Source organism: Sphingopyxis sp. BE259, assembly GCF_031457495.1.
Classification (GTDB): Bacteria; Pseudomonadota; Alphaproteobacteria; order Sphingomonadales; family Sphingomonadaceae; genus Sphingopyxis.
In genome coordinates, this window is record NZ_JAVDWM010000001.1 from 807,540 (window position 1) to 830,431 (window position 22,892).

Genomic DNA, 22,892 nt, shown 5'->3' on the forward strand with positions numbered 1-22,892 from the left:
CTCCCATTTTCTGGTGCTTGTCATTCTCGATATTATCGATAATAATTTCATTCGCAATCATCGATTGCTCGCGTGCACTGTCCGATTAGGATGGTGCCGGTAGCAGGGAAAGCCGAACGGAGAGAAATGGGCGCGACGAAGACCGAAGACGACAGTGCACCGACTCAAGACCGCGTCATTGCGCGTCTCTTGACTGACGACATCGTCGAATGGCGCATCCAGCCGGGATCGTGGCTGCGCGAGCGCGAAATCGCCGCGCGCTTCGGGGTGAGCCATGCGCCCGTGCGCGAAGCATTCCGTCATCTTGCGCGGATCGGTCTCGTGAAGGTGGTCCCGTGGCGCGGAACCTATGTGATCGATATCGACGAGCATGCCGCGAACGAGGTCTATGAGCTGTGGAAATCCCTGTTCGGTGTAGTTTGCCGCCTGGCTGCGGTCGAGATGACGGATCGCGACGGGCGCGAACTGATGCACCGTCTGGTCGAATATAAGGATGTCACCCAGCGCACCGAAAATACGTTCGAGCATATCAAAGTCTCGAACCGCATCGGCCGCTTCATCGCCAAGCGGAGCAATGCGCCGCTCGCGCTGGAGCTCCTCGACCGGGTCGCGCTGCTCGCGCGCTGGCAGCACAATGTCTATACCGACAGCTATATCGAGACGCATGGCAATGACGCCGCGAAGCGATCGGCCATCCTCTACGACGCGCTTTGCCGCCATATCGTCACGCGCGATGGCGATGCCGCCGATGCGGTGGCGCGCGATCTGATCGGCGTTACTCAGAATAGTTTCGGGCGCGCACTCGAGGAATATAAGGCCCGGCACGCAAAGACTAAGCCCAGCCGCCGCCGCGCAAAAGTGACATGAGCCGCCTCCCGACCGACCGCCGCACGTTGCTTAAGGCGGGCCTCGCGGCGCCGATCGCATTGCAGGTTAACTCCGCTGCCGCTGTATCTCGGGATTTGACCATGTTCGGCTCCGAACGCCTCTTCACCGACGTCCAAAGCTATACCGAGGCCGGCAACAAGCAGTCGGGCGGCGAGGGCGATCGTTGGACCGCCGACTGGACAGCGAAGCGGCTGTCCAGTGCCGGATTCGAAGTCGAACGCCAGACGTTTGACGTGCCTTGGTTCGAGGCCTCGCGCTGCGACCTCAGGCTCGGCGACATCACGATACCGCTCGTCGCACAACCGCTCGCCATCGAAACCGGCGAGGCTGGACTCGCTGCGCCGCTGCGCCTCGCAGAAATTCCTGAACGCCTCGACGGCGCGATCGCCGTAGTGCGCCTGCCTTTCCGCCGCTGGTCGAGCCTCGTAGATCGTGCAGCGCGCGAGCCGCTCGCCGATGCGCTTGCGCGCGGTGCGAGCGGGGTCATTCTCATTACGACCGGGCCGACGGGCGAGGCCTTGCTCCTCAATGTCCCGGCCGGTCATCCCGTATCGGAAAAGCCACTTGCCTTGCTCGCGCCGCGACTCGCCGCCCCGGTGATTGAAGCCGCGCGCCACGGTGCCGCGGCGAAATTAGCGCTGCGCGGGCGCGGTGGGGCTCGGGCAGCTCAGAATATAATCGGGCGACTCGTTCGCTCCGGCCGCCCTTGGCTCGTCGTCTCGACGCCGCGTTCAGGCTGGACCGATTGCGCCGGCGAGCGGGGGCCGGGCATCGCGATGTGGCTCGCGCTCGCCGACTGGATGCCCCGAGCGTTTCCCCAGCACAGCCTGCTCTTTCTGTGCAACAGCGGGCATGAATATGAGAATCTCGGTGCGAGCCATATCGCCGACAAGTTTGGTCCAGCCCCCAGCGAGACGGCTTTCTGGTTGCATCTCGGCGCCAATGCCGCAGCACGTGACTATCAGGAAATGCCGGGGCGCTTGCTGCCGCTGCCGAGTGCCGATCCCTATCGTTTTCTCATGACATCGCCCGAATTCGTTGCGCGTGCGCGCGAGATATTCAAAGGCCAGCCAGGGTTGGAAATGGCCTATCCTTCGGCGGAAGGCACAGCGGGCGAACTCTCGGAAGTGATAAAGGCCGGCTACACACGTCATGCTGGCATCTTTGGCGCACACCGTCATCACCACGCTGTGACCGACGATTTATCTACCGTCACACCTGACCCGCTTGCCGCTACGGCGCGGGGCGTCCGCGACCTGCTGAGCGCCGTCGTCTCCTAAACCCGTGACCCACGTGCAATGACATTGCGCTTTCCGGCTTGACTCGCTCGCGTTTTCTGCACAAAATTATCGATAATAATTGCGATAACAAAATGGGGAGAGTGACCATGGGACGCAGGGCGAACCTTCTTTTCTGCACGGCCGCAATTTGGGTAGCCGTCGCTCCGCCTGCTTTCGCGCAAGACAGACCGCCCGAAGCTCTTCCGGACGCGGCGGAAGCGAACGATGACGGCGCGATCGTCGTGACGGCGCGGCGCCGCGAGGAGCGGCTCGCCGACGTTCCTACAGCCGCTTCTGTCATCGATATCACCTCACTCACCGATCGCGGCGGCGCAAGCGGCAGCGGCGAATTGCTAGCAGACCAGCCGAGCGTCAGGTTCAACAATCTCAGCTCATCGATCACTTCCGAGATTTCGATCCGCGCCTCGTCGACCGCGCGCGCGACCAATGGCGATCCCAGCGTCGGCCTGTATCGCAACGGTGCCTATATCGCCGGTGGTCCCGTGGGCGGGCGAAACTTCACCCGCCTCGATCTCCTCGATATCGGCCGGGTCGAGGTGCTGCGGGGGACACAGGGCGCACTCTATGGCCGCAACGCGGTCGGCGGCGCGATCAATATCATTTCGGCCGAGCCCGAATTCGATCTCTCAGGCTGGGCGAGTGCGCGCTACGGCTTCGAGAATAACAGCTTCCAGACGCAAGGCGCGATCAATGTTCCGCTTGCCGAAGGTCTTGCGATCCGTCTCAGCGGCGATCTCGTCGAGCAGGACAAGGGCTTCTTCTACAATCCGGACAACGACGTCTATTTCGACCAACAGAAGGGTCATGGTCTGCGCGGCCAGATCCGTCTCAAACGCGGACCCGTCGACGCGATCATCATGGCCGAGACCCAGCGGCTGACGACCCCGGCGGTTCATTATCAGATTTCCATCCCCGCCGGCACGCCAGGCTTCCCGGGGGGATATACCCAGGATCGCTTCCGCTATCCCTGGAACACGGCGCCCCGTGCCAGCCAGGATGTCGATGGACTGCAGGCGATTATCCGCGTGGACTTGGGCGGCGCCGACCTCACCTCGACAACATCCTTTCGCAAGCGCCACTCGGAATATGACCTTGACAATGACGCGGTGAGCCCGGCCGAACTTGCGCGCGCGCGCGCTGCAGGTCAGATCGGGGCGCTAACCCCGCTCGACCCGAGCGGCGCCTCCTATGTCGTCGACACCACCGACAATTTCTCGCAGGACATCCATGTGACGGGCGCGAGCGACCGTCTGACCTGGCTCGTGGGCGCCGAGATGCTGCTGCTCGACAGCGATTTCTCCGTGACGACGACGCGCACGCCGACGCTTGCCAATCCTTCTCCGGGCAACATCGCCCCCGCCCGGCTCCATTTCGAAAGCTATGCGGCTTATGGTTCGCTCGGTTTCGATATCACCGACAGCCTCAACTTGACCGGCGAGCTCCGCTATACACGCGACAGCCGGAGCATCAGCGCGCGGCTCTATGATCTCGCGACAGGCCTGCCAACAGGCGGGTCATCGCGGATTATCGACGACAACATCAGCGCCGACAATCTCTCCTACAATGCGACGCTTTCGTACAAACTTACTCCAAATATTCTCGCCTATGGCAAGGTCGGCAGCAGCTACCGCGCCGGCGGTTTCAACACGCGCCTGTCCGATCCCCGCGCTCCGAGCCCGGTACAGGTACTGTTCGGCAACGAAAGCAGCACCTCCTATGAGGTCGGCATCAAGGGCAGCCCGGTGCGGCGCGGCTATTTCGCAATCGCGGGATATTATACCGAGCTCAAGGATCTGATCGCGCAGGTCGACGATGGATGCGCGCTGACCAACGCGGCCTGCCCGGTCGCCGCGGTCGCCTATCTCACTAATGCCGGTAATGCGAAGAGCTGGGGTATCGAGGCAGAATATAGCCACGGATTCGACCTTGGAGAAGGCGACGGCCGCCTCGCGCTCAGCGGCTCGCGGCAGGGCGGCAAGGTCAAGACGGGCCGATACGACGGTCTCGATCTCGCGCAGGTTCCCGACTGGCTCGCCTCGGCGAACCTCAATCTTCGCTATCCGGTCACCGGCGACGTTGCCTTGACGAGCAATGTGCTTGTCAGCGGACAATGGGGTGGCAAGCAGGAGCTGACCGCAACGTCGGTCGACCTCGACAATTATGTCCTCGTCAATCTTCGCATCGGCGTCGACTTCGGAAAGGTCAATGTGAGCGCCTTCGCGAACAACCTCTTCGACAAGCTCTACTATGTTGCCCAGGCGCCGACGATCAACCGTTACAGCCAACCCCGGGTGATAGGCGTCGAGGGCCGCATTTCTTTCTAGGGGATATGCTTGCCCGCGGCCTGCGGCCGCCAGCCGAGACGAAAGGGACGGCGAAATGCGGCAATGGGTCATGGCAGCATGTGCTGGAGCCGCGACGCTGCTCGCTTCAGCATCCGCCGCGGCGGCGGTTGCCCCTCCGCAAGCGACGCTGGCGCAGGGGCGACTAACGGGCGCTGCAGAGGCAGGAGTCGAGCGTTTTTTCGATATTCCCTTCGCTGCGCCTCCCGTAGGCGCGCTCCGCTGGCGCGCGCCGCAGGCTCCGCCGCGCTGGGCGGGTATTCGCAATGCCGCGAAGTTCGGACCCGCTTGCCCGCAGATGGTGCGGCCTGCGCTCGTCGCCGGTGGAGTAGCGGATGATCAATCCGAAGACTGCCTACAGCTCAATATCTGGCGCCCGGCCGGCGCGCGGAAACTTCCCGTCATGGTCTGGATCCATGGCGGTGCGCATGTCATCGGGTCGGGTACGTTCCCGGCTTTCGACGGTACAGCCTTCGCAAGGCAAGGGGTCATTCTTGTCACGATCAACTACCGGCTCGGCGCACTCGGCTATTTTGCCCACCCGGCTCTGAGCGCAGCCAAGCCGCGTCGCGAGGCGCTCGCCAATTATGGCCTCATGGACCAGATGGCCGCCCTTCGCTGGGTCCAGAAAAATATCGCAGCCTTTGGTGGCGATCCGGGGAAGGTCACTTTGTTCGGCGAGTCCGCGGGGGCAATCGGCGTGACGACGATCCTCGCCCACTCCGAAGCCAAGGGCCTGTTCGCGCGCGCCATCGTACAGTCGGGCGTCGGCCTACTCGACCCGCGCCCGCTTATCGAGCAGGAAGCGCTAGGCACGGCATTGGCGGCTCGCGCCGGCGCGCCGCCTTCGGCGACGATCGACGCGCTCCGGGCGCTTTCGGCCGACGCGCTCGTCGCGGCCGGCGATGTCCGGACGCCGGGCGCGATGGTCGGCCCCATTCTCGACGGCGAGCTGGTGCGCGAAGCGCCATGGCGCGTTTTTGCGCGCAGTGAGCCGATCGACGTGCCGCTCCTCGTCGGCGCTAACAGCAACGAAGCCAGCGTAATCCTCGCCATGGGCGTGCCGCCGGCGGCCGCGCTCACCTATCTCGGGCCCGACCAGGCGGCGGGCCGCGCCGCCTATGGCACCGGGCTCGCCGATGACGAACTGGCCCGCCAAATTCTGGGCGACGCCTGGTTCGTCGCACCGTCGCGATGGCTCGCGGCGCGGACGTCCGCCGGCGCGCCGTCCTACCTCTATCATTTCGACTATGTTGCAGCAGCGCGCCGCGATCGGGCGAAGGGCGCCGGGCATGGCTCCGAAATTCCCTATATTTTCGGGACGCTGGGCTATTTCGCTTCGCTCGCCGGCCCCGTCGACGACGAGGATCGCCGCTTCGGCGAAGGCGTGTCCGCCTGCTGGGTCGCTTTCGCGAAGAATGGCGTACCCGACTGCGCGCTGGTGCCTGACTGGCCCCGGTACCAGCCGACTGACGACCGTCTCGCACATCTCGCGCCCCGGTCAGCCGTCGTCGCCGGTTTTCGCAAGGCGCAACTCGACCACCTGCTGAAAATCCATTTCGCGGCAGGCCAACCCAGGCCTTAGCCCGCTCGGCCAAACAGGCCCACCGTTTCGAAACGTGCAACGAAGCTGGGAGAGATAAAATGTCTGGACGACGGAAATCGATATGGCTTGCCGCCGGCGCCGCATTGGTCGGCGTAGCGGTTTTTGCGGCGCAAAGTGGCTTCGGGAGCAGCGACGGCGGCGAAACGCGTCCGATGGTCCAACTGCCACCCGCGCCGTCCGCCGCCAAGGCGACGGCATCCGCTGCGTCGGCGCTCGCGACCGCAAGCCTCACAACGACCGTCGGCGGTTACACCTATGACTGGACAGCGCTGAAGGCCGCGATCGTCGCTGACACCGAAGTCGCTAGTGGCTATTTCATTGTCGGGAACGCGTCCGATCCCACTTATCTTTTCGAATTCGACAAGGGCAGTTTTGGCATCGACCGGGTGACACCGCTCGCCTCGGCTTCCAAATGGTTTGCTGGCGCGCTCGGCATGCGCATGGTGCAGGCGGGCATTGCCACGCTCGACGATCCGATGCGGCCACCACTCGCCTTCTGGACGACGAGCGGAACGAAGAAGGATGTCAAACTCAAGCATACGCTGTCGATGACATCGGGCTTTAATGCGAGCCCGCTCGTCGGCGGCTGCCAGCTTCTCCCGACTTTTGGTCTCTATAACTGCGCCAAGAGCATCCACGACCTGCGCTACGACATCCTGCGCCCGGGCAATGCGCCTGGTGCTCAATATAGCTACGGTCCTCACGGCATTCAGGTCGCAGGGGCGTATTTGGAGGCCAAGGATACAAGCATAGAACCAGGAACGTCGCCAGCACGCGAGCGGAACTTCCACGAACTGTTTGCGCAGCACGTCACCATCCCGCTCGGGATGTCAAGCACCACGTGGTACGATCCCCACCCCCCCGCGACCGTCCCAACCAATCCGTGGGTGGCCGGCGGCGCCTTCTCCACGCCGCGCGACTATGCGAAACTGCTGCGCGCGTTCCTCGGCGGCAGCTTCATCACCAACATGACGGCCTTCACGCAGCCGCGCACGATCGGACTGCCGCGTGTTTTCGTTCCGGCGAGCACAGTGAACTGGGAATATGCGCTCGGCTCCTTCGTCGAATGCGACACGCCCTCGGCGTGCGCGACGTCGAAGATCAACTCTTCGCCCGGCGCCTATGGCTGGACCGGCTGGATCGATCGCGAGACCGGCTATTATGCCCTGATCGCGACCGAAATATCGAGCGGAGGCGACCGCAAGGGCGTCGAGCTCGAGCAGGTCATGCAGGATCTGATCGAGGATGCGATTGCGAACCGCACTCCGGCGCCCTGACCCGATCGGCAAAACTTCGCCTATGGTGCCTGGGCCAGGCCGCGCCGTGAGGTAGCGGTCTGGCTCAACGGAGGGGGCTGGACACCGCGTGGTTGTGCTGACAGCCGGCTTTCGAAGGGCATGAAGGACCGCTTTCTCGATCATGGAGCGGTTCAATACGAACGCGAGTAGAGCAAGTAGAACCGAAGGCGGACCATCTCGCCCTGCGCATCTTGCTCGAGCGTTCGGCGCGACGCATGACAGCGCCAAACGCGGTGCCGCAACTATGCCCTAAGACTTAGTTCCGCTCGATAACTCGCCGCAGCCGATCAGCGATGATCAAAAGGTCGCCGAGGCAGGACCGCACCAGCACGATGGCTGCGAGAAGTGCCACGACTCTTGCGCGATGGTCAGGCGACGTAAGCACCTCTACCACTCGCTATCAAGGTTCCGTCTGCAGACACAATCCGCGTCCCGGCTATGCTTATCTGCCGACCCAGTTTGACCGGCCTGCCGATCGCCCGCATCAGCCCTGGCAAGGCCGGTCGGTGAAAATCGACGTGCAAGTTTGCCGTAGCCCGCGCAGACCCTCCCATGGCAATGACCGTGTAAAGGCCGGTAAGATCGATCAGCGCCGATAAAATGCCACCATGCGCTGCGCCGACCGTCGGATTTGAGATTATTTCGTCTCGCCAGGGCATTGAGATCACCAACTCGTCGGTGCCGACCTCGGCGATCCTGAGCCCGAGCCAGCGGTGGAAAGGCGCAAGCAACAGCAGCTCCCCCAGTTCCTCAAGCCCAGGGGCGACCCGTGGGGCGTTCATGACTTCATCTCCATTTCATGGGTGCTGAGCAAAAACTCCACAATTGACTTGCCAAACGCGTCATTCTCGTCGCCCACCACCATATGGGTCGCATTCGCGATGTCGCTATATGCCATATGCGGGACCAATCTTCGGAAATGCTTGACGGCTTCCAGCGAAACTAGGTCGCTCGACCCACCGCGGATCAGATGCACAGGCAAGGCTAAACTGGCAGCGGCGGCGCTCAGTTCGCTGCGGCCATTGTCGCTTGAGACACCGCCTTGCCGCGTAACTCCTTCGATGAAGGTCGGGTCCCAATGCCAATAGAAGCGCCCATCGTCCTTGCGGCGCAGATAGTGGGCGAGCCCAGGCGAGGCCTTCCGGCTAGGCCGATGGGGCAGATAGTCGGAAATGACCTCAGCGGCCTCCTCCACCGACGCAAACCCTTCGCGCGCATGGGCCGCCATGAAACCGACCACGCGGGCAACGCCGCTCGGTTCCATCTGCGGCGTGACGTCGACCAAGGTAAGCGATCCAAAACTCCCCGGTGCGCGGTTTCCCTCCGCAATGATCCCAGCCAGCCCCCCAAGCGATGCGCCGATCATCGCCGGCTTTCTTCGCATCGCCGCAGCGATCTCAACGAGATCGGCCGCGAAATCGGAAATGTCATAAGCCCCATCACTGGCCCAAGCGCTCTCGCCGTGCCCGCGCATATCGACGGCGATCGTCCGAAAACCGTGGCTCGCGAGTTGACGGGTCACCGACTTCCACGCCCGGCGGGTCTGGCCGCCGCCGTGCGCCAAAATCACCGGAAAGCCCAGTTCCGGTCCATCGATCGACGCCGCGATTGCATGGCCCGCTTTTCCCGCAAGCGTGATCGTCCGATCATACATTCAGGCATCATACTGTATCATATCTTACAGTAAAGCATGTTCATATGCCGATAGTGGCTTTACAGTTTCAGCCGATGGTCGACTTTCGCAGCACCAGCGATGCTTCTCTCGGGAAAAGTCTTCTGACGGACTCAGACGAGTTTGTCTTTGTCATCGAAGAAGTGCCACGCAAACTTCGCCGCTTGTTCGACGCCTCAATGGCGCGCTTCGGATTGACCCGAACCCAGTGGCGCGCGCTCGTCTATATTTATCGGACCCCGGGCATTACCCAGACCGATCTCGCCAAATGCTCGAACTGGAGCGTGCCAGCGTTGGCCATGTTGTCGACCAGCTGGAAAGAATGACGCTCGCGGAACGGCGCGCTGCCAAGGGCGACCGGCGCGTCTGGGAGCTTCATCTCTTACCCCGAGCGATCGAAATCCTGCCCCAGCTGCGCGCCGAAGCCGACATGATCTACGCGCGGCTGCTCCATATGATTTCACCGACTGAAATACGCGCGGTCCGCGCATTGCTGACGAAAATGTCAGGCAATCTCGAAAGCGGATCGGAAGACATGCCTCCTCGATAGAAGCATTGAAAGATTTGAAATGGCCGACGCCATTCATCGTCAGCAAGCCGATTTCCCCAATTGGCGCCGCTCGCGTTTGCGGCGGCGCACCGCCGCCGTTCTGCCCCCTCTGCACCAAATCGCCAGCACTGACGACTAACGAATTGCGAATATGGCGGCAGGGAGCCCTACCTAACCTCTTGTCGTGTCAGCAAAATCGTCCGACCGAGCCGGCGATCTTTCGGCGGTGAGGGCTCTTCCTCGAGGCAGACCGCTCTTGGCTTCGCATGCCAACGCCAATTGACCGACGAGCCATTTTGTGCAACGTGTTGTCTACTAGGAAACGAATCTCTGCTTGGAGACCGACATGGCTCAACCCGAGCGCTTCATGCGAGGACAGAGTGCCGGTGGCTGCGCTTGTGGCGACGGGCCGGTCTTTGAAGTGAGGCTGGGCGCCGACGGTCAGCCTCTGGCATTCGCCGACGCCTATCCCAACGCGCTTCCAATCCTGAAGAGGCTCGCACGCGGTCGGGTACCGAACAAGCTAGTGCTTCCCCTTTCGGCGGATCGCCCGACACGACACGTCTGATATCGGGGCAGCGGGGACTACCAGATCGCTCTCGACGGGCTCGCCGAAGCCGGCCGCTCTTTGCCTCGGGCCCTGCGCGTTGAAGGATCGAACGTTCGCGACGAGCGGGCGATAACAACCCTATGCTGCCAGGTGCCGCTCAGCACATCGCCCCGGTCATGACGACACCCCTCTCGGGACTCGCGATAAGGCTTGCCCCGAATCAAAACAAACAGTACAGACTGACTGATCATTGGATTTGAGGTGGCAAATGCTGGAGCAGCTACGGTTCGTACGGATCCCGGTTCAGTCGCTTAGCGAAGCCACGCGGCTCGCCGTTGATACCGTCGGCCTGCAGCACAGCGAACGGTTGCCGGAAGCCGAACGGTTCCGTTCTGACTCTCGGTCCTATTGCCTGGAGTTCGACGGTTCCGGGAGCAGCCTCCGGCCCAGCGTGGCGGTGTCGCTGAGAACCGTCGAGCAGCTGCAGGAAGTCTCCGGGAAACTCAGGGAGCGAAATTGGGATGTCGAGGCGATCCCTCACGATCTGTGTCGAAGCCGCCGCTATCACGCGGGGCTCGCCTGTCGCGACCTAAGCGGCAATCTCATCGAGCTGGTCGTTCGGGCCGAGGAGAGCGGCGAGCGATATTTTCCATCGCGCGATGCGGGAATTGTCGGCCTGTCACACGTGATCCTCGGCAGCCGGGACCCGGCGTCTGACGCCGCTGTGTGGGTGGACATCCTCGGAGCGCGGATCACCGATCGGGTGGGCGACGCAATCTACCTCGGCTGGGACGATCAGCATCACAGGATCATGATTGTGCCGAGCAAGCGCGAGAGCTTCCTCGTCGTGGGGTTTGAGGTCGAGAGCATCGACGCCGTGATGCAGTCGAAATATTTTCTCCTTGACCGGCAGGTCGGCATTGTCCGCGGCCCAGGCAAGGAACCCGCGAGCGGTGAAGTGTTTCTGACCTTCAGCGGGCCCTCGCCCGACAGCTATTTCACCTATTCGACCCGATCGGATCCGTCGCCCGTCGGACGCCGGCCACGGCAGTTTGCCGATTCTCCCGCCTCGCTATGCAGTTGGGGTTCGACCTCCAACCTCGAAGAATTGGGAGGAACGTTGCCATGACCATCAACATCATTGACATCGCTTATACTCGTCTCAAGACACCGGATGTCGCGGCCGCTACCGATTTCGCCACGCGAATACTTGGCCTGGAGCCTGTCGATCGCGCGGTTGATCGCCTGTCGTTTCGCTCCGATAGTCGCATGAGCACGATGAGCTACGAGATCGGCGACCCATCCGAAACGATTGTCGGCTTCGAATTGGCGAATGGGGAGGATCTCCTCAATGCGGCGAAAACGCTCGAAGCATTAGGGTATGAGGTGTGCTACGGTTCGCATGAGGAACGCGAGCAGCGGCACGTTTCCGAATTCATAGCCTTTCGTGACCCCAGCGGGGGACGCATCGAATTCGCGGTTTCGCCGCAGATCGGTGGCAATGGCGCGCAGCTGTCTCGCGACGCGGGAATTACGGGTTTCAGTCACGTCGGTCTGTTCAGCCGGGATCCCGGTCGCGATGAGCATTTCTGGACCCAAATATGCAATGCACGCGTCAGTGACCGGGTAGGCGAGCTCCCGCTGCTCCGTCTGAGCCAGATTCACCACAGCATCGCGCTCGTCCCCGCAGACCGGTGCGGTATCCAGCACATCAACCACCAGGTTCAGTCGATCGACGATGTGCAGCGCAGCTACGCGCTGCTTAGCCAGCATAAGGTTCCCATCGTCTTCGGACCCGGCCGGCATCCGACTTCGGGCGCGCGGTTCGTATATTTCGAGGGTCCCGACGGGATGGTCTTTGAATATTCCGTCGGCGTGCGCGAGGTCGACGAAGAGACCTACAGGGAACGCCAGTTCGGCTTTGAACCGAAGAGCTTCTGCATGTGGGGCGCAACCCCGAAAATCAAGGAGTTGTCCACATAGACTTGGGCCCCGGTGGGCAGCGGGCATGGGATGAATGTGACCGCATCGCGAGGTGACGCGGGCGGCGAAATAGCAAAGAGAAAGGATGGGAGATGACGGTTCCGGAGGCTTATCTTCAAGACATTGTCTGGCCGGCAAATTTTAACGAAATCCCCAAGGAGATTTTCGTCCGGCAAGACCTCTACCAAGCCGAGATCGACCGGATTTTCCGTGGAGCCGAGTGGCATCCCGTTGCGCACGAAAGCGAAGTGCCGCACCCGGGGGACTTCAAAACCTGCAATCTTGCGGACGTCCCCCTGCTCATCATCCGCGGCGACGACGGACGGGTCAGGGCATTCTTCAACGCCTGCTCACATCGCAGCACCCAGATCGAGGTAAAGCCTTCGGGCAATCGAGCCGAATTCGAATGCCCCTATCATCGGTGGCTGTTCAACAAAGAGGGCGAGTTGGTCGGCTGCCCCAATCAGCGCGAATTCATCCCCGGTTTCGACAAGAAAGACTATCCGCTGACCCAGCCGCGGCAGGAATCGGTCGGCGGCCTCCTGTTCGTGACGCTGTCGCCGGACACCGAAAGCCTCGACGACTTCCTGCAGGAAGCGAAAGGGTCGTTGCTGGACATCATGGCCGGTGACGGACGCCTCAAGCTGATTGGCTATCATCGGGTCCGGTATCTGACCAACTGGAAAGCCTATAGCGACAACGACGGCTATCATCCGCCGCTCCTGCACCAGGCGTTCACGATGCTCAACTGGCAGGGCGGCGCAGGCCGCCAGTATGCGACTACCGGACGTGGCCATTATTGCATCGAAACCGAGTTGACCGTTCCCCAGCCCACGAGCGTAATCCGCGATGCTTCGGTCATCGAGTTTCGCGACGAGGGGCGGCCGAAAAACGCCAGCGTGCTCGCTCTCTTTCCGATGCTCGTCGCCTCAAATTACCTGAACGTCATCAGCATCCGTTTCGCTACGCCTGTCGCAATCGACGAGGTGGAAGTCACCTACGCCTATTTCGCGCATCAGGACGACGATGACGCGATGGTCTTGCACCGAATAAGGCAAAGCTCCAACGCGATCGGCCCGTCCGGCCTGATCAGTATGGAAGACGCCTCGGTTTTCCACCGGGTCCAGATCGGCAATCGCACCCCCGGCAAGGCCATCTTCCAAAAAGGCGTCACCGATCCATCCCGGCTCGGGTTCGAATTCCGTCAGAACGACGAGAGCGGCAATCTTCCGCACTGGGAATATTATCGCGCCGCCATGGGCTTCCGGAGGAGGGAGGCATGACGCGCTTGACGCTCGACGAGCTCGCGCGGCTCGATGAACTCCAGTCGGCATATATGTCGGCACTGGACGGGAAGAAAATGCGGTCGTGGCTCGACACGTTCGAAGATGATCCGAGCGCGAGTTACATCTGCATCGCGCGCAACGATGTCGAGAGCGGCCTGCGCGTGGCGATGATGCTCGACGACTGCCGCGACAGGTTAATCGATCGCTGCACCTTCATCGAAGACATATGGGCGGGTACATTCCAGGACTATCGTACCCGGCATTTCGTTCAGCGCGTGCACGCCAGCCGCCGCGCGGATGGTCTCGTCGACATGGTCTCGAACTTCTCCGTGATCTTTACCCCCGACGATACCGGGCTGCCGCAGCAGCTGGCCGCCGGGACCTACGAGGACATTATTCGAATGGAAGACGATCAATGTCGCTTTCTGTCGCGGAACGCGGTGACCGACAACGCGGTCGTGCCGCGGTATCTGGTGTTTCCTTTGTGAGCGGTGACAGAATAACCTTATAAATCAATTACTAAATAATCGGGAGGGAGACCGAAAATGAAAGGCCTTTTTGCATCCAAAGCGCTGCTGATGATGACGGCAGCCGTGACCGCCGCGCCATCCATGGCGCAAACGGCGCCCGTTGGCGGTTTGTCCGCGCCCAGCCCGTCGGCCCCAGCCGAGGATCAGGATCAAACCTCGACGCAGAGCGGCCTCGTAGATATCGTCGTGACCGCGACGCGCCGGGAACAGAAGTTGCAGGATGTGCCGGTCGCGGTGACCGCCGTGACTTCGGAATCGCTTGGCCGTTCGGGTGCGGCCGACATCCGGAATCTCACTCAGGTCGTGCCCGGCTTCTTCGGTGGCCGCGCTGCGGGCGTGTTCCTGCCCGTTATCCGCGGGGTGGGGTCGAGCAGTATTTCGGTCGGGGACGAGTCAAACGTAGCAACCTATGTCGATGGAATCTACCAGGGAGACCCATTTTCCACCTGGACCGATCTCGTCAAGGTCGACCGCGTCGAGGTCCTGCGCGGGCCGCAGGGGACAATATTCGGTCGGAACGCGACGGGCGGGTTGATCAATGTCATTACGCCTGATCCCAGTTTCGACTTCAGCGGCATGGTTTCGGCGCGCGCGGCCGCCCTCGAGACGGGCGACGGAGACTATAATGTGCGCGGCTATCTGACTGGTGGCCTGTCCGATACGATTGCAGCCGATATCGCCGGAATTTACCGCAAAACGGACAGTTTTGTCGACGATCTCGTGCGCGGTGGGAAAGCTGGCGGCTATCAGGTTGTCGATGTCCGCAGCAAGCTGATGTACCGCGGCGAGAACGGAAACAAGATCGTCCTCACGGGAGAATATTTCGATCGCAAGGGCTCGGAGAATGTCTACCAGCCCTATGAGAATAACACGGCAGGTCGAGCCTTTCCCGGCGCGATCCTCCCGTTGAAACCCTGGCAGCTGTCCGCCGATCTGCGCCCCTCGCTCGCCACCCGGCGATACAGTGTCGCCTTGCAGACACGCTTCGATCTAGGCGGGGTCAATCTGGAGACGACCGGGGCATATGCCTCCAACCGAACCTCTCAGGCGACGGATTCGGATTCGTCGAATATCTTGCTCGCGACTTTTGTGGCCCCCAAAATCGCATCGGAATATTATAGTCAGGAAGTGCGCCTGCTCTCGTCCGGCTCCGGGCCGCTTCAATGGATCGCTGGTTTATATGCCTTCCACCTCTCCGGCGACGCCAACTTCATTCTGAGCAGTCGCGCTGATCCGAGCCAGCCACTGCTCGTGCGCACATTCGACCCCGTCCTGAAGACGACCTCCTATGCCGGATTCGCCGAGGCGACGCTTGAGGTCGTCCCGCGCCTGTTCGTGACGGGCGGCATTCGCTACACCCATGAGAAAAGAAGTTTCGATCAGATCGTAAACGGCGTCGCCCTTTTTCCGCAGACAGCGGAAAAATCCTTTAACAGGGTCACGTATAAAGGCACGGTCCGGTTCGAAATCGGACCGGACACGAATATCTACGCGACCTACAGCACCGGCTTCAAAAGCGGTGTGTTCAACATGACTGGCGTGTCGCCTCTCGCGGTCGATCCCGAGACGCTCAAAGCCCTCGAAGGCGGTATCAAGTCTGACATCACGCCCTGGCTGCGCGCCAATCTCGCCTTGTATCGTTATGATTATAAGGATTTGCAGGTCACTGCCCGCGATCCGTTGGGTCCCGGTTATGTCCTGCAGAACGCCGCGAACGCCACTCTTTACGGCGGCGAACTCGAAACCACTTTGGCGCCAACCGATCATTTCCGGGTCAACGCGGCGGTCGCCTACGCCCATGCGGAATATGACGATTTTCCGCTCGCGCAAGTTTTCATTCCCCGGCCAACGGGAGGCAATATCGTGTCGCAAGCGGATGTGTCGGGCAACCGCCTACCGCGGGCACCTCGCTGGACCTTTAACATCGCTCCAAGTCTCGACGTACCGCTCGCATCGGGAATGTTGAACATCAACGGCACCCTGTTCCGCAGTTCGGTCGTCTATTTCGACTTCCTGAATTCCGTGAAGCAGGATCCCTATACGGCGATCAACAGCGAAATTTCGTGGCGAACGGATGACGAAAAGTTTCGGTTCTCGATCTGGGCGACGAATTTGACCAATGAGAAGATCATCCAGGAAGTTCGGCCCGGCGCGCTTGGCACCGATCTCAGGTACGAGCTGCCCCGGCGTATCGGCGCCGGCGTCGAAGTGAAATTCTGATGCGATCGCCGGTCATAGGCTGGCTCGCCCCTCAAGGATTGAGAGCATAGATGGCAATTCCAGATCAGTACGACCTTTACTATGATGGCGGGTGGCATGCACCGACGGCGGGCGGGTACAGTCCCTCGCACAATCCGGCCAACGGCTCGCTCATCGCACATGTCGCGCAGGCAGAAAGCGAGGATGTCGACCGGGCAGTCCTCGCTGCCGCCGTCGGATCCAGGGTCTGGCGCGATGTGCCACCCCTCGAACGTGCCCGGCTGCTGCGCGAAGTAGCGGCAGTCATTCGCCAGAATGCAAAGGAATTGGCGCAACTCGATGCTCTCGATTGCGGCAACCCGGTCCGTGAACTGGCGGCCGACTCCCATGTGGCAGCCGCGCTCATCGACTATTTCTCCGGGCTGGTGACGGAGATGAAAGGTGCTTCGGTCCCCGTCGGACCAGATGCGGTCAACTTCTCCGTCAGGCAGCCATTTGGCGTCGTCGCCCGCATTCTGGCCTTCAATCATCCGTTTCTGTTCTGCGCCGGCAAGGTTGCCGCTCCCCTTGCAGCCGGCAATGCGGTAATCGTCAAGCCATCCGAACAGGCTCCCCTGTCAGCACTCCGCTTCGCCGAGCTGATCGACGGCTTGTTGCCGTCGGGTACGTTCAGCGTCCTTACGGGAGGAGCCGAAACGGGGGCGGCGTTAGCGGCCCACCCCAAGGTGGCGATGATCAGCTTGGTGGGGAGCGCGGCTGCAGGTCGCGCTCTGATGCGCGAGGCCAGTCCAACGCTCAAGCCAGTCTTGCTCGAACTTGGCGGCAAGAATGCCCTGATAGCCTATGGCGATGCCGATCCCGCCGAAGTAGCAAAAGCCTTGATCCAGGGCATGAATTTTGCGTGGTGCGGCCAATCATGCGGGTCGACGAGCCGGGCGTTCATACATGAGGACATCTACGACGCGGTTCTGGCTCGTATCGAGGAGGAAGCCCAGCGGTTTCAGCCGGGCGATCCGTCCAACGAGGCGACTTCGATGGGCGCGATCATCAGCGCGAAACAGCATGAGCGCATAGTCGGATTCATCGATAGCGCCCAGGCGGAAGGCGCTCGACTGATATGCGGCGGGGGGCCACCGGCCGACCAAGCTCTTGCGCGCGGCCTGTACATCGAGCCGACAGTGTTTGCCGACGTTACCCCTGACATGCGCTTGGCCCGCGAAGAGGTTTTCGGGCCGGTGCTCGGAATCCTGCGATGGTCCGACGAGCCGACGATGATCGAGGTCGTCAACGAACTGGAGTATGGATTGACCTGCTCAATCTGGACACGAGATCTCGAACGCGCGCACCGCACCGCCATGGCCGTCGACGTAGGCTATGTCTGGATCAACGAGACCTCACGCCACATTCTTGGAGCCCCCTTCGGCGGAATGAAACAGTCGGGCATCGGCCGTGAGGAATGCCTCGGCGAACTGCTGGCGTTCACCCAGGAGAAAAATATCTTCATCTCGTTGGGATCGGGCAACCGGTGACGGGCGGGGGCGCGCCTCCTGTGCTGCAACCGGCGCTCGGCACAGCACGCACGCCGCCTGGCGAGGGCGAAGCCGCGCTGGCTGTGGCGGGGGCGGCTTTCCGCCGCCGCATCGCCATGTTTTTCCTGACCTTTGCTCTCACACTCAACTTTGTTGACCGGCAGATCGTCAACATTCTAGCCGAACCGATCCGGGAAGAGTTGCAGCTGGCGGACTGGCAAATCGGGCTGATGTCGGGCCTTGCCTTTGCCTTGCTTTATAGCGTCGCCGGAATCCCGCTCGCGCGCTGGGCGGATCGCGGCAACCGGCCAAAGATCATGGCATTTTCCGTTCTCGTCTGGAGCGGGTTCACCATCGCCTGCAGCCTCGCGCGAAGCTTTCCCCAACTTTTGGTGGGGCGTGTCGGAGTGGGGATTGGCGAGGCCGGCCTGACACCTGCCGCAAATTCGCTCATCGTCGATTATTACCCACCCGAGCGGCGCGCGTCGGCGCTTTCGCTCTACTATCTTGGCGTGCCGTTGGGAACGTTGGCGGGGATGGCATTGGGAGGGCTGGTTGCCGATGCCTATGGCTGGCGCACCGCCTTTCTGGTGGCCGGCATACCAGGTGTCGTCCTTGCCCCCTTTTTGCTGCTGGTTTTGCGCGAACCGCGCAAGGCGCACGCCGCTCTGTTGCGAACGGCGCCGCCGGGCGCTCTCGCGGCGGTAAAGACGCTTTGGGCGGTTCGCACCTACCGGCTCATCGTGATCGCGACTGCGCTGCAAGCCGCGGTAGGATATGGCTTCGGACCTTTCATCGCATCTTTTTTTATCCGCAATCATGGCCCGGAGATCGTCGCCATGGCCACCCAGGCCGGGATGGGGGTTTCGGGGTTCCTGGGCCTGACGCTCGGTCTTTCCACAGGTCTCGCAGGCGCCGCCGGCGTGTGGCTCGGTGGGTTGCTGGCCGATCGGTTCGGCCGGAGCGACGTCCGAGCCTATGTAACCATCCCTGCGTTTGCGTCGCTGGCGGCCCTTCCCTGTTATGCCGTCATCTTCAGCATCGACAGTGGCGCGCTGGCGCTTGCGGGCCTTGCGCTTCCCAACATGCTAGGGGCCATGTGGATGGGCCCGGTCCACAGTACCCAGCAAAGCGTCTCACCGCCGGAGATCCGTGGCGGCGCGACCGCCCTCTTCCTTCTGGTCTTGAACCTGGTCGGCGTGGGTTTGGGACCGCTGTTCGTCGGGACGGCCAGCGACGCGATCTCGTGGCAGTTCGATCAAGATTCCGGCAGGAGTTTGCGTGCCGCCCTCATCCTTACAAGCCTGGTCGCACCATTCTCCGCATTTCTTTTCTGGCGCGCGCGGTCGTCGATCGGGCGCGACATGACCAGGTGGAAGGCCGTCAATCCAGTGTGACACAAATTGTTCATCATCATTGTCTGGAGAATGAAATTGTCAGCGGAAAATCATCTAGCAATGGGCGCCGGCGGCACCTTGCCGGCCGGCAAGGGCGATCGCGCGCCGTCAGGACCGCACCGCATGCCGGACCGCCTCGACATACGCGGCCGCGACTATGACGCGGCAGGCCTGCGATCGCTTGTGGCACCGGGCTGGATTCATTCGGCGGTGTATACCGACGCGAAGATTTTCGATCTTGAACTCGAGCGGATTTTCCACACCGGTTGGCTGTTCATCGGCCATGAGAGCGAGATTGCAAAAACGGGCGAGTTCAAGCGTCGGCAGATGGGCCGTCAACCGGTCATTTTTGTTCGCGGCCAGGATGGCGAGATCCGCGTTTTCCTGAACCGCTGCCGACACAGGGGCGCAATCGTCTGCGAGGTGGACGAAGGCAGGGACAGCTTTTTCCGCTGCTGGTATCACGGCTGGACCTATTCCAATGCTGGCGAACTGGTCAGCGTTTCCGGGCCCGACGGCTATGGGCCGAGTTTCGACGCGAGCGAAAACGGTCTCACGCCGGTGCCGCGGGTCGAAAATTATCGCGGCTTCATATTCGCGGCTTTGAGCGAAAAGGTCCTTCCGCTCGAGGACTATCTCGGCAACGCAGCCAAGGTGATCGACATCCTGGTCGACGCGGCACCGGGCGGAGAGTTGAGCGTGCGAGCCGGATCCAACCGGACGATCTATAAAGGAAATTGGAAGCAGGTCGGGATGGATGGATATCATCCGTTGTTCGTCCATGCCTCGGTGCTGGCGACATGGGAACGACACACCGATTCGGGTCACAGCCTCGGTGCCACGCACAGTGCGAACCCCTTCGACTTCGACGGAATCTCGGAAACGCGCGACTTCGGTCATGGCCACACGATGCTCGATTTCCGTAAGCATCGGCTCAAGCACTCGGGAAAATATCGCGCGCTTCTGGAAAACACGCCGGGAGGGGCAGACTATATCGACGCGCTCTATGCAGAGCATGATGTTGCCTGGGCGGACATGCTGCTTGCCATGGCGGGCGATCCTCACGTCGGCGTTTTTCCAAACCTGCAACTGATCAACAACCAGATCCGGATCGTTAATCCCCTGTCTGTCGACGAGACCGAGGTCGTGATGTTCCCTGTGCTGTTCTCCAACGTCAGCACCGAAATCAATGCGCTGCGACTTCGCCAGCATGAATCCTTTTATGGACCCGCAGGATCCGGATCGACAGACGACGCCGAGATTTTCGAGCGGGTGCAACTCGGCCTGGAGGCTAATCTCGATCCGTGGATCAATATATCGCGCGGGATGGAGCGCGAGTGGGTTGATGAAGATGGGACGATCGTCGGCCATGTTTCCGACGAGGTTCCGCAGCGCGCTCAGATCCGGCAATGGCTGGCGATGATGGCCGAAGAATCGCCCGATGGGAGGCGTTAGGATGAACATGGTAGCAGCAGATCTTTGCGATTTCACCGTCTTCTCGGAATTGAAGGAGAGCCGGGCAATCCTGCGCGGGAGCGACATTTTCGGCAAAATCGAAGCATTTTTGTATTTTGAGGCCGAATTGATGGACAGCCACGCCTATGACGATTGGCTCGCGCTCTGGGAGCCGGGCGGCCTCTACTGGGTTCCCTCCAATCAGGCCGACCTCGACCCCGATCGGTCCGTCTCGATCATCTACGAGCATTATGACCAGATCTCGGATCGAATATTCCGCCTGAAGGATAAGCGGATGCATTCGCAAAGTCCGAAGTCGCGTCTGATCCGCATCGTCTCGAACATTACGGTCGCCGCATCCGGCGGATCCGATGTCCTTGTCAGTTCAAACTTCATCCTGGGCGAGGCGCGCTCCGGTCAGCATCAATCCTTGTTCGCGCGCGCGACCCACCTCCTGAAACAGGGGGCCGATGGCTTCAAAATCTTGGGCAAGAAGGTCTATCTGATCAACAATGATGCGCCCATGCGCAATGTGACCTTCCTGCTATGAGAGGTGCAGGCGAAGGAGCGGGCAAGCCGCGCCGTGAGCAGCCACTCATCGCTACCGTCATTGGCGATCCGGCGGGTATCGGTCCAGAGGTCTGTGTCAAGGCACTCGCCGCCGGCAACCACGCGGCGCGGCACCTATTGATCGGAAGCATCGACGCTGTCCGGTTCGCGGCCGCGGCGAGCGGGATTAGCCCTCCCATCTACCAGGTGGAAACGCCGGATGAGGTGTCCGGTGCGGTTGGCGAAATCGCCGTTCTCGACCACGGCTCGCTGGCGAGGGGGGCATGGGATATCGGACAGTCGGGCGCCGCTTCGGGCCGGGCGGTGATAGAATGGATCCGCTTGGCCGAGCAATTGGCTCGCAATGGAGAGATCGATGGCTGGATCATGGCCCCGGTCGACTCGCAATCACTCAAGGCGTCTGGCGAAATATCGTCGATCGACGATCTTCAGCCGACTGGAACCTATCTATTGCGAGTCAGCCCCTCGTTGCGGATCGTCCCAATCACCGAGCATATCAGCATCGCCGAGGTCCCGGGCACTGTCTCTGCCGCGGCGGTGTCGTCGCTGATCGGTCTCGTTGACGAGACTTTCAGGCGTTGGGGCGTCAATGCCCCCAGGATCGGCGTCGCCGGCCTGAATCCGCACGCGATGGGAACTGAAGAAGTGCGCGAGATCGCGCCGGCGGTCGAACGGGAGCGCGCGGCGGGGCGCCGCGTCGAGGGGCCGGTGTCGCCCGATTCGATATTTCGTCTTGCCATGGAGGGGCGATACGACGTCGTTGTCTCAATGTATCATGACCAGGGCCAGATTGCGCTCAAGACGGCTGCCTTCGAAGGCGCGTGCACCATCTATATCGGCCTCGATTATGTTCATCTGACCGTACCGCACGGATCTGCCATGGAAATTGCGGGACAGGGCATCGCCCAGCACGCCAGCATGGCCTCCGCGATGAAGATGGCCGAATCACTCTGCTTCGGGAGAGGGTTTTATGCCGGCGACGATTGACCCCGGACTTCAGATGCAGGTGCGCATGGCGGCGCGCGGCCTGGCGCACGCCGGGCTCGTGCACGCGTTCGGCCATTGCAGTGCGCGCATCGATGCGCGGCACTTTCTTGTCTGTGCCGCAATGCCCATGGGGCTTATCAAGGACGAACCCGGTACTATTGTCTCGGTCGATGGCGCCCTTCCCCAAAAAGTGCTTGGCGAAGTGCGCGCGCACCAGGCGATTTATGCCGCGCGGTCCGATGTCGGCGGCATTTGTCGCATCATGCCCGCCGCCACCATGTCGTTGTCGACGCTCGGGATCACACCGGCGGCGCGGCACGGCCTAGGCGCCTATTTCGCTCCCCGGCCGCCGCTTTGGGACGATCCCAGGCTCCTGCGCGACGACGCTTCAGCGAGAAATCTTGCAATTGCCCTTGGCGAGGCTCGTGCGATCGTCATGCGAGGAAACGGAGCGATTACGGTCGGGCAAGATCTGAAGGAAGCTGCGACTTTTGCCTTCTTCCTCGAAGACGCCGCGCGGGTAGAGCGCGACGTGCGCTCGATGGGGTTCGGCCCTCAACACGGGCTTCTCGATGAAGACGAGATACGCGCGCGCCAGACCCTGGCCGGCGGCGTCGTTGAGCGGATGTGGAGTTGGCTGACGGCGATGGACGTGACCGAAGGTCGAGGAGCAAGCGGCGGATGACGTCAGGCGCGGTGCTCGCATATGCCCCGTTGCCTCGCCCGAATACCAGCAAGAAAGAGGAAAC

20 protein-coding genes are annotated in these 22,892 nt (G+C 61.6%); 18 read left to right on the forward strand and 2 right to left on the reverse strand.

The features are described from left to right. Positions 1-189: 189 nt before the first annotated feature. From J2X44_RS03910 to J2X44_RS03930, 5 genes are all read left to right on the forward strand, one after another. Positions 190-867 carry a GntR family transcriptional regulator gene (locus tag J2X44_RS03910; RefSeq protein ID WP_197411506.1) on the forward strand — a complete coding sequence of 226 codons (678 nt, stop codon included), beginning with the start codon at positions 190-192 and terminating at the stop codon, positions 865-867. Beyond that, positions 864-2,168: a hypothetical protein gene (locus tag J2X44_RS03915; RefSeq protein ID WP_037557615.1), complete on the forward strand. Its 1,305-nt coding sequence runs from the start codon at positions 864-866 to the stop codon at positions 2,166-2,168. The genes J2X44_RS03910 and J2X44_RS03915 overlap by 4 nt, the downstream gene beginning before the upstream one ends. A gap of 242 nt (positions 2,169-2,410) precedes the next feature. Beyond that, a complete protein-coding gene (locus tag J2X44_RS03920; RefSeq protein WP_161786579.1) occupies positions 2,411-4,513 on the forward strand; it encodes a TonB-dependent receptor in 2,103 nt (700 codons plus the stop codon). 55 nt (positions 4,514-4,568) lie between these two features. Continuing rightward, the gene (locus tag J2X44_RS03925; RefSeq protein ID WP_037557617.1) at positions 4,569-6,116 is read left to right on the forward strand and encodes a carboxylesterase/lipase family protein; all 1,548 of its coding nucleotides are present in this window, start codon (positions 4,569-4,571) and stop codon (positions 6,114-6,116) included. A 59-nt stretch (positions 6,117-6,175) separates the two neighbouring features. Further along, on the forward strand, positions 6,176-7,414 hold the full coding sequence (locus J2X44_RS03930) for a serine hydrolase (RefSeq protein WP_058539115.1): 1,239 nt from the start codon (positions 6,176-6,178) through the stop codon (positions 7,412-7,414). 389 nt (positions 7,415-7,803) lie between these two features. Here J2X44_RS03930 and J2X44_RS03935 read toward each other — a convergent pair whose 3' ends face one another. Beyond that, positions 7,804-8,217, reverse strand: a complete 414-nt coding sequence (locus J2X44_RS03935) for a hotdog fold thioesterase (RefSeq protein WP_037557619.1) — start codon at positions 8,215-8,217, stop codon at positions 7,804-7,806. Further along, the gene (locus tag J2X44_RS03940; protein WP_037557620.1) at positions 8,214-9,089 is read right to left on the reverse strand and encodes an alpha/beta fold hydrolase; all 876 of its coding nucleotides are present in this window, start codon (positions 9,087-9,089) and stop codon (positions 8,214-8,216) included. Before J2X44_RS03940 ends, J2X44_RS03935 begins: the two co-directional genes overlap by 4 nt. 74 nt (positions 9,090-9,163) lie before the next feature. Here J2X44_RS03940 and J2X44_RS03945 point away from each other — a divergent pair, with 74 nt between their 5' ends. The 13 genes from J2X44_RS03945 to J2X44_RS04005 all read left to right on the forward strand — a co-directional run bounded on the left by J2X44_RS03945 (position 9,164) and on the right by J2X44_RS04005 (position 22,828). Further along, positions 9,164-9,433: a MarR family winged helix-turn-helix transcriptional regulator gene (locus J2X44_RS03945; protein WP_058539116.1), complete on the forward strand. Its 270-nt coding sequence runs from the start codon at positions 9,164-9,166 to the stop codon at positions 9,431-9,433. Then, positions 9,430-9,657, forward strand: a complete 228-nt coding sequence (locus tag J2X44_RS03950; RefSeq protein WP_037557622.1) for a hypothetical protein — start codon at positions 9,430-9,432, stop codon at positions 9,655-9,657. The genes J2X44_RS03945 and J2X44_RS03950 overlap by 4 nt, the downstream gene beginning before the upstream one ends. Before the next feature lie 818 nt (positions 9,658-10,475). Next, a complete protein-coding gene (locus J2X44_RS03955) occupies positions 10,476-11,336 on the forward strand; it encodes a hypothetical protein (RefSeq protein ID WP_052182489.1) in 861 nt (286 codons plus the stop codon). After that, the gene (locus tag J2X44_RS03960) at positions 11,333-12,190 is read left to right on the forward strand and encodes a VOC family protein (RefSeq protein WP_037557623.1); all 858 of its coding nucleotides are present in this window, start codon (positions 11,333-11,335) and stop codon (positions 12,188-12,190) included. Before J2X44_RS03955 ends, J2X44_RS03960 begins: the two co-directional genes overlap by 4 nt. Positions 12,191-12,282: 92 nt before the next feature. Continuing rightward, positions 12,283-13,473 (forward strand): aromatic ring-hydroxylating dioxygenase subunit alpha, encoded by a 1,191-nt coding sequence (locus J2X44_RS03965; protein WP_037557624.1) that lies wholly within the window; start codon positions 12,283-12,285, stop codon positions 13,471-13,473. Beyond that, entirely contained in the window at positions 13,470-13,964 is a 495-nt protein-coding gene (locus tag J2X44_RS03970) for an aromatic-ring-hydroxylating dioxygenase subunit beta (RefSeq protein WP_037557625.1), read from the forward strand. Before J2X44_RS03965 ends, J2X44_RS03970 begins: the two co-directional genes overlap by 4 nt. A 57-nt stretch (positions 13,965-14,021) precedes the next feature. Further along, the gene (locus J2X44_RS03975) at positions 14,022-16,226 is read left to right on the forward strand and encodes a TonB-dependent receptor (RefSeq protein WP_081933247.1); all 2,205 of its coding nucleotides are present in this window, start codon (positions 14,022-14,024) and stop codon (positions 16,224-16,226) included. Positions 16,227-16,276: 50 nt separating this feature from the next. Next, positions 16,277-17,734, forward strand: a complete 1,458-nt coding sequence (locus J2X44_RS03980; RefSeq protein WP_037557626.1) for an aldehyde dehydrogenase family protein — start codon at positions 16,277-16,279, stop codon at positions 17,732-17,734. 20 nt (positions 17,735-17,754) lie between these two features. Next, entirely contained in the window at positions 17,755-19,131 is a 1,377-nt protein-coding gene (locus J2X44_RS03985) for an MFS transporter (protein WP_197411507.1), read from the forward strand. A gap of 6 nt (positions 19,132-19,137) precedes the next feature. Beyond that, on the forward strand, positions 19,138-20,586 hold the full coding sequence (locus J2X44_RS03990) for a Rieske 2Fe-2S domain-containing protein (protein ID WP_197411508.1): 1,449 nt from the start codon (positions 19,138-19,140) through the stop codon (positions 20,584-20,586). 1 nt (position 20,587) lies between these two features. Continuing rightward, positions 20,588-21,136: an aromatic-ring-hydroxylating dioxygenase subunit beta gene (locus tag J2X44_RS03995; protein ID WP_310088066.1), complete on the forward strand. Its 549-nt coding sequence runs from the start codon at positions 20,588-20,590 to the stop codon at positions 21,134-21,136. Further along, positions 21,133-22,143 (forward strand): PdxA family protein, encoded by a 1,011-nt coding sequence (locus J2X44_RS04000; RefSeq protein ID WP_052182491.1) that lies wholly within the window; start codon positions 21,133-21,135, stop codon positions 22,141-22,143. Before J2X44_RS03995 ends, J2X44_RS04000 begins: the two co-directional genes overlap by 4 nt. After that, positions 22,127-22,828: a class II aldolase/adducin family protein gene (locus J2X44_RS04005; protein ID WP_037557627.1), complete on the forward strand. Its 702-nt coding sequence runs from the start codon at positions 22,127-22,129 to the stop codon at positions 22,826-22,828. Before J2X44_RS04000 ends, J2X44_RS04005 begins: the two co-directional genes overlap by 17 nt. Positions 22,829-22,892 lie beyond the last annotated feature (64 nt).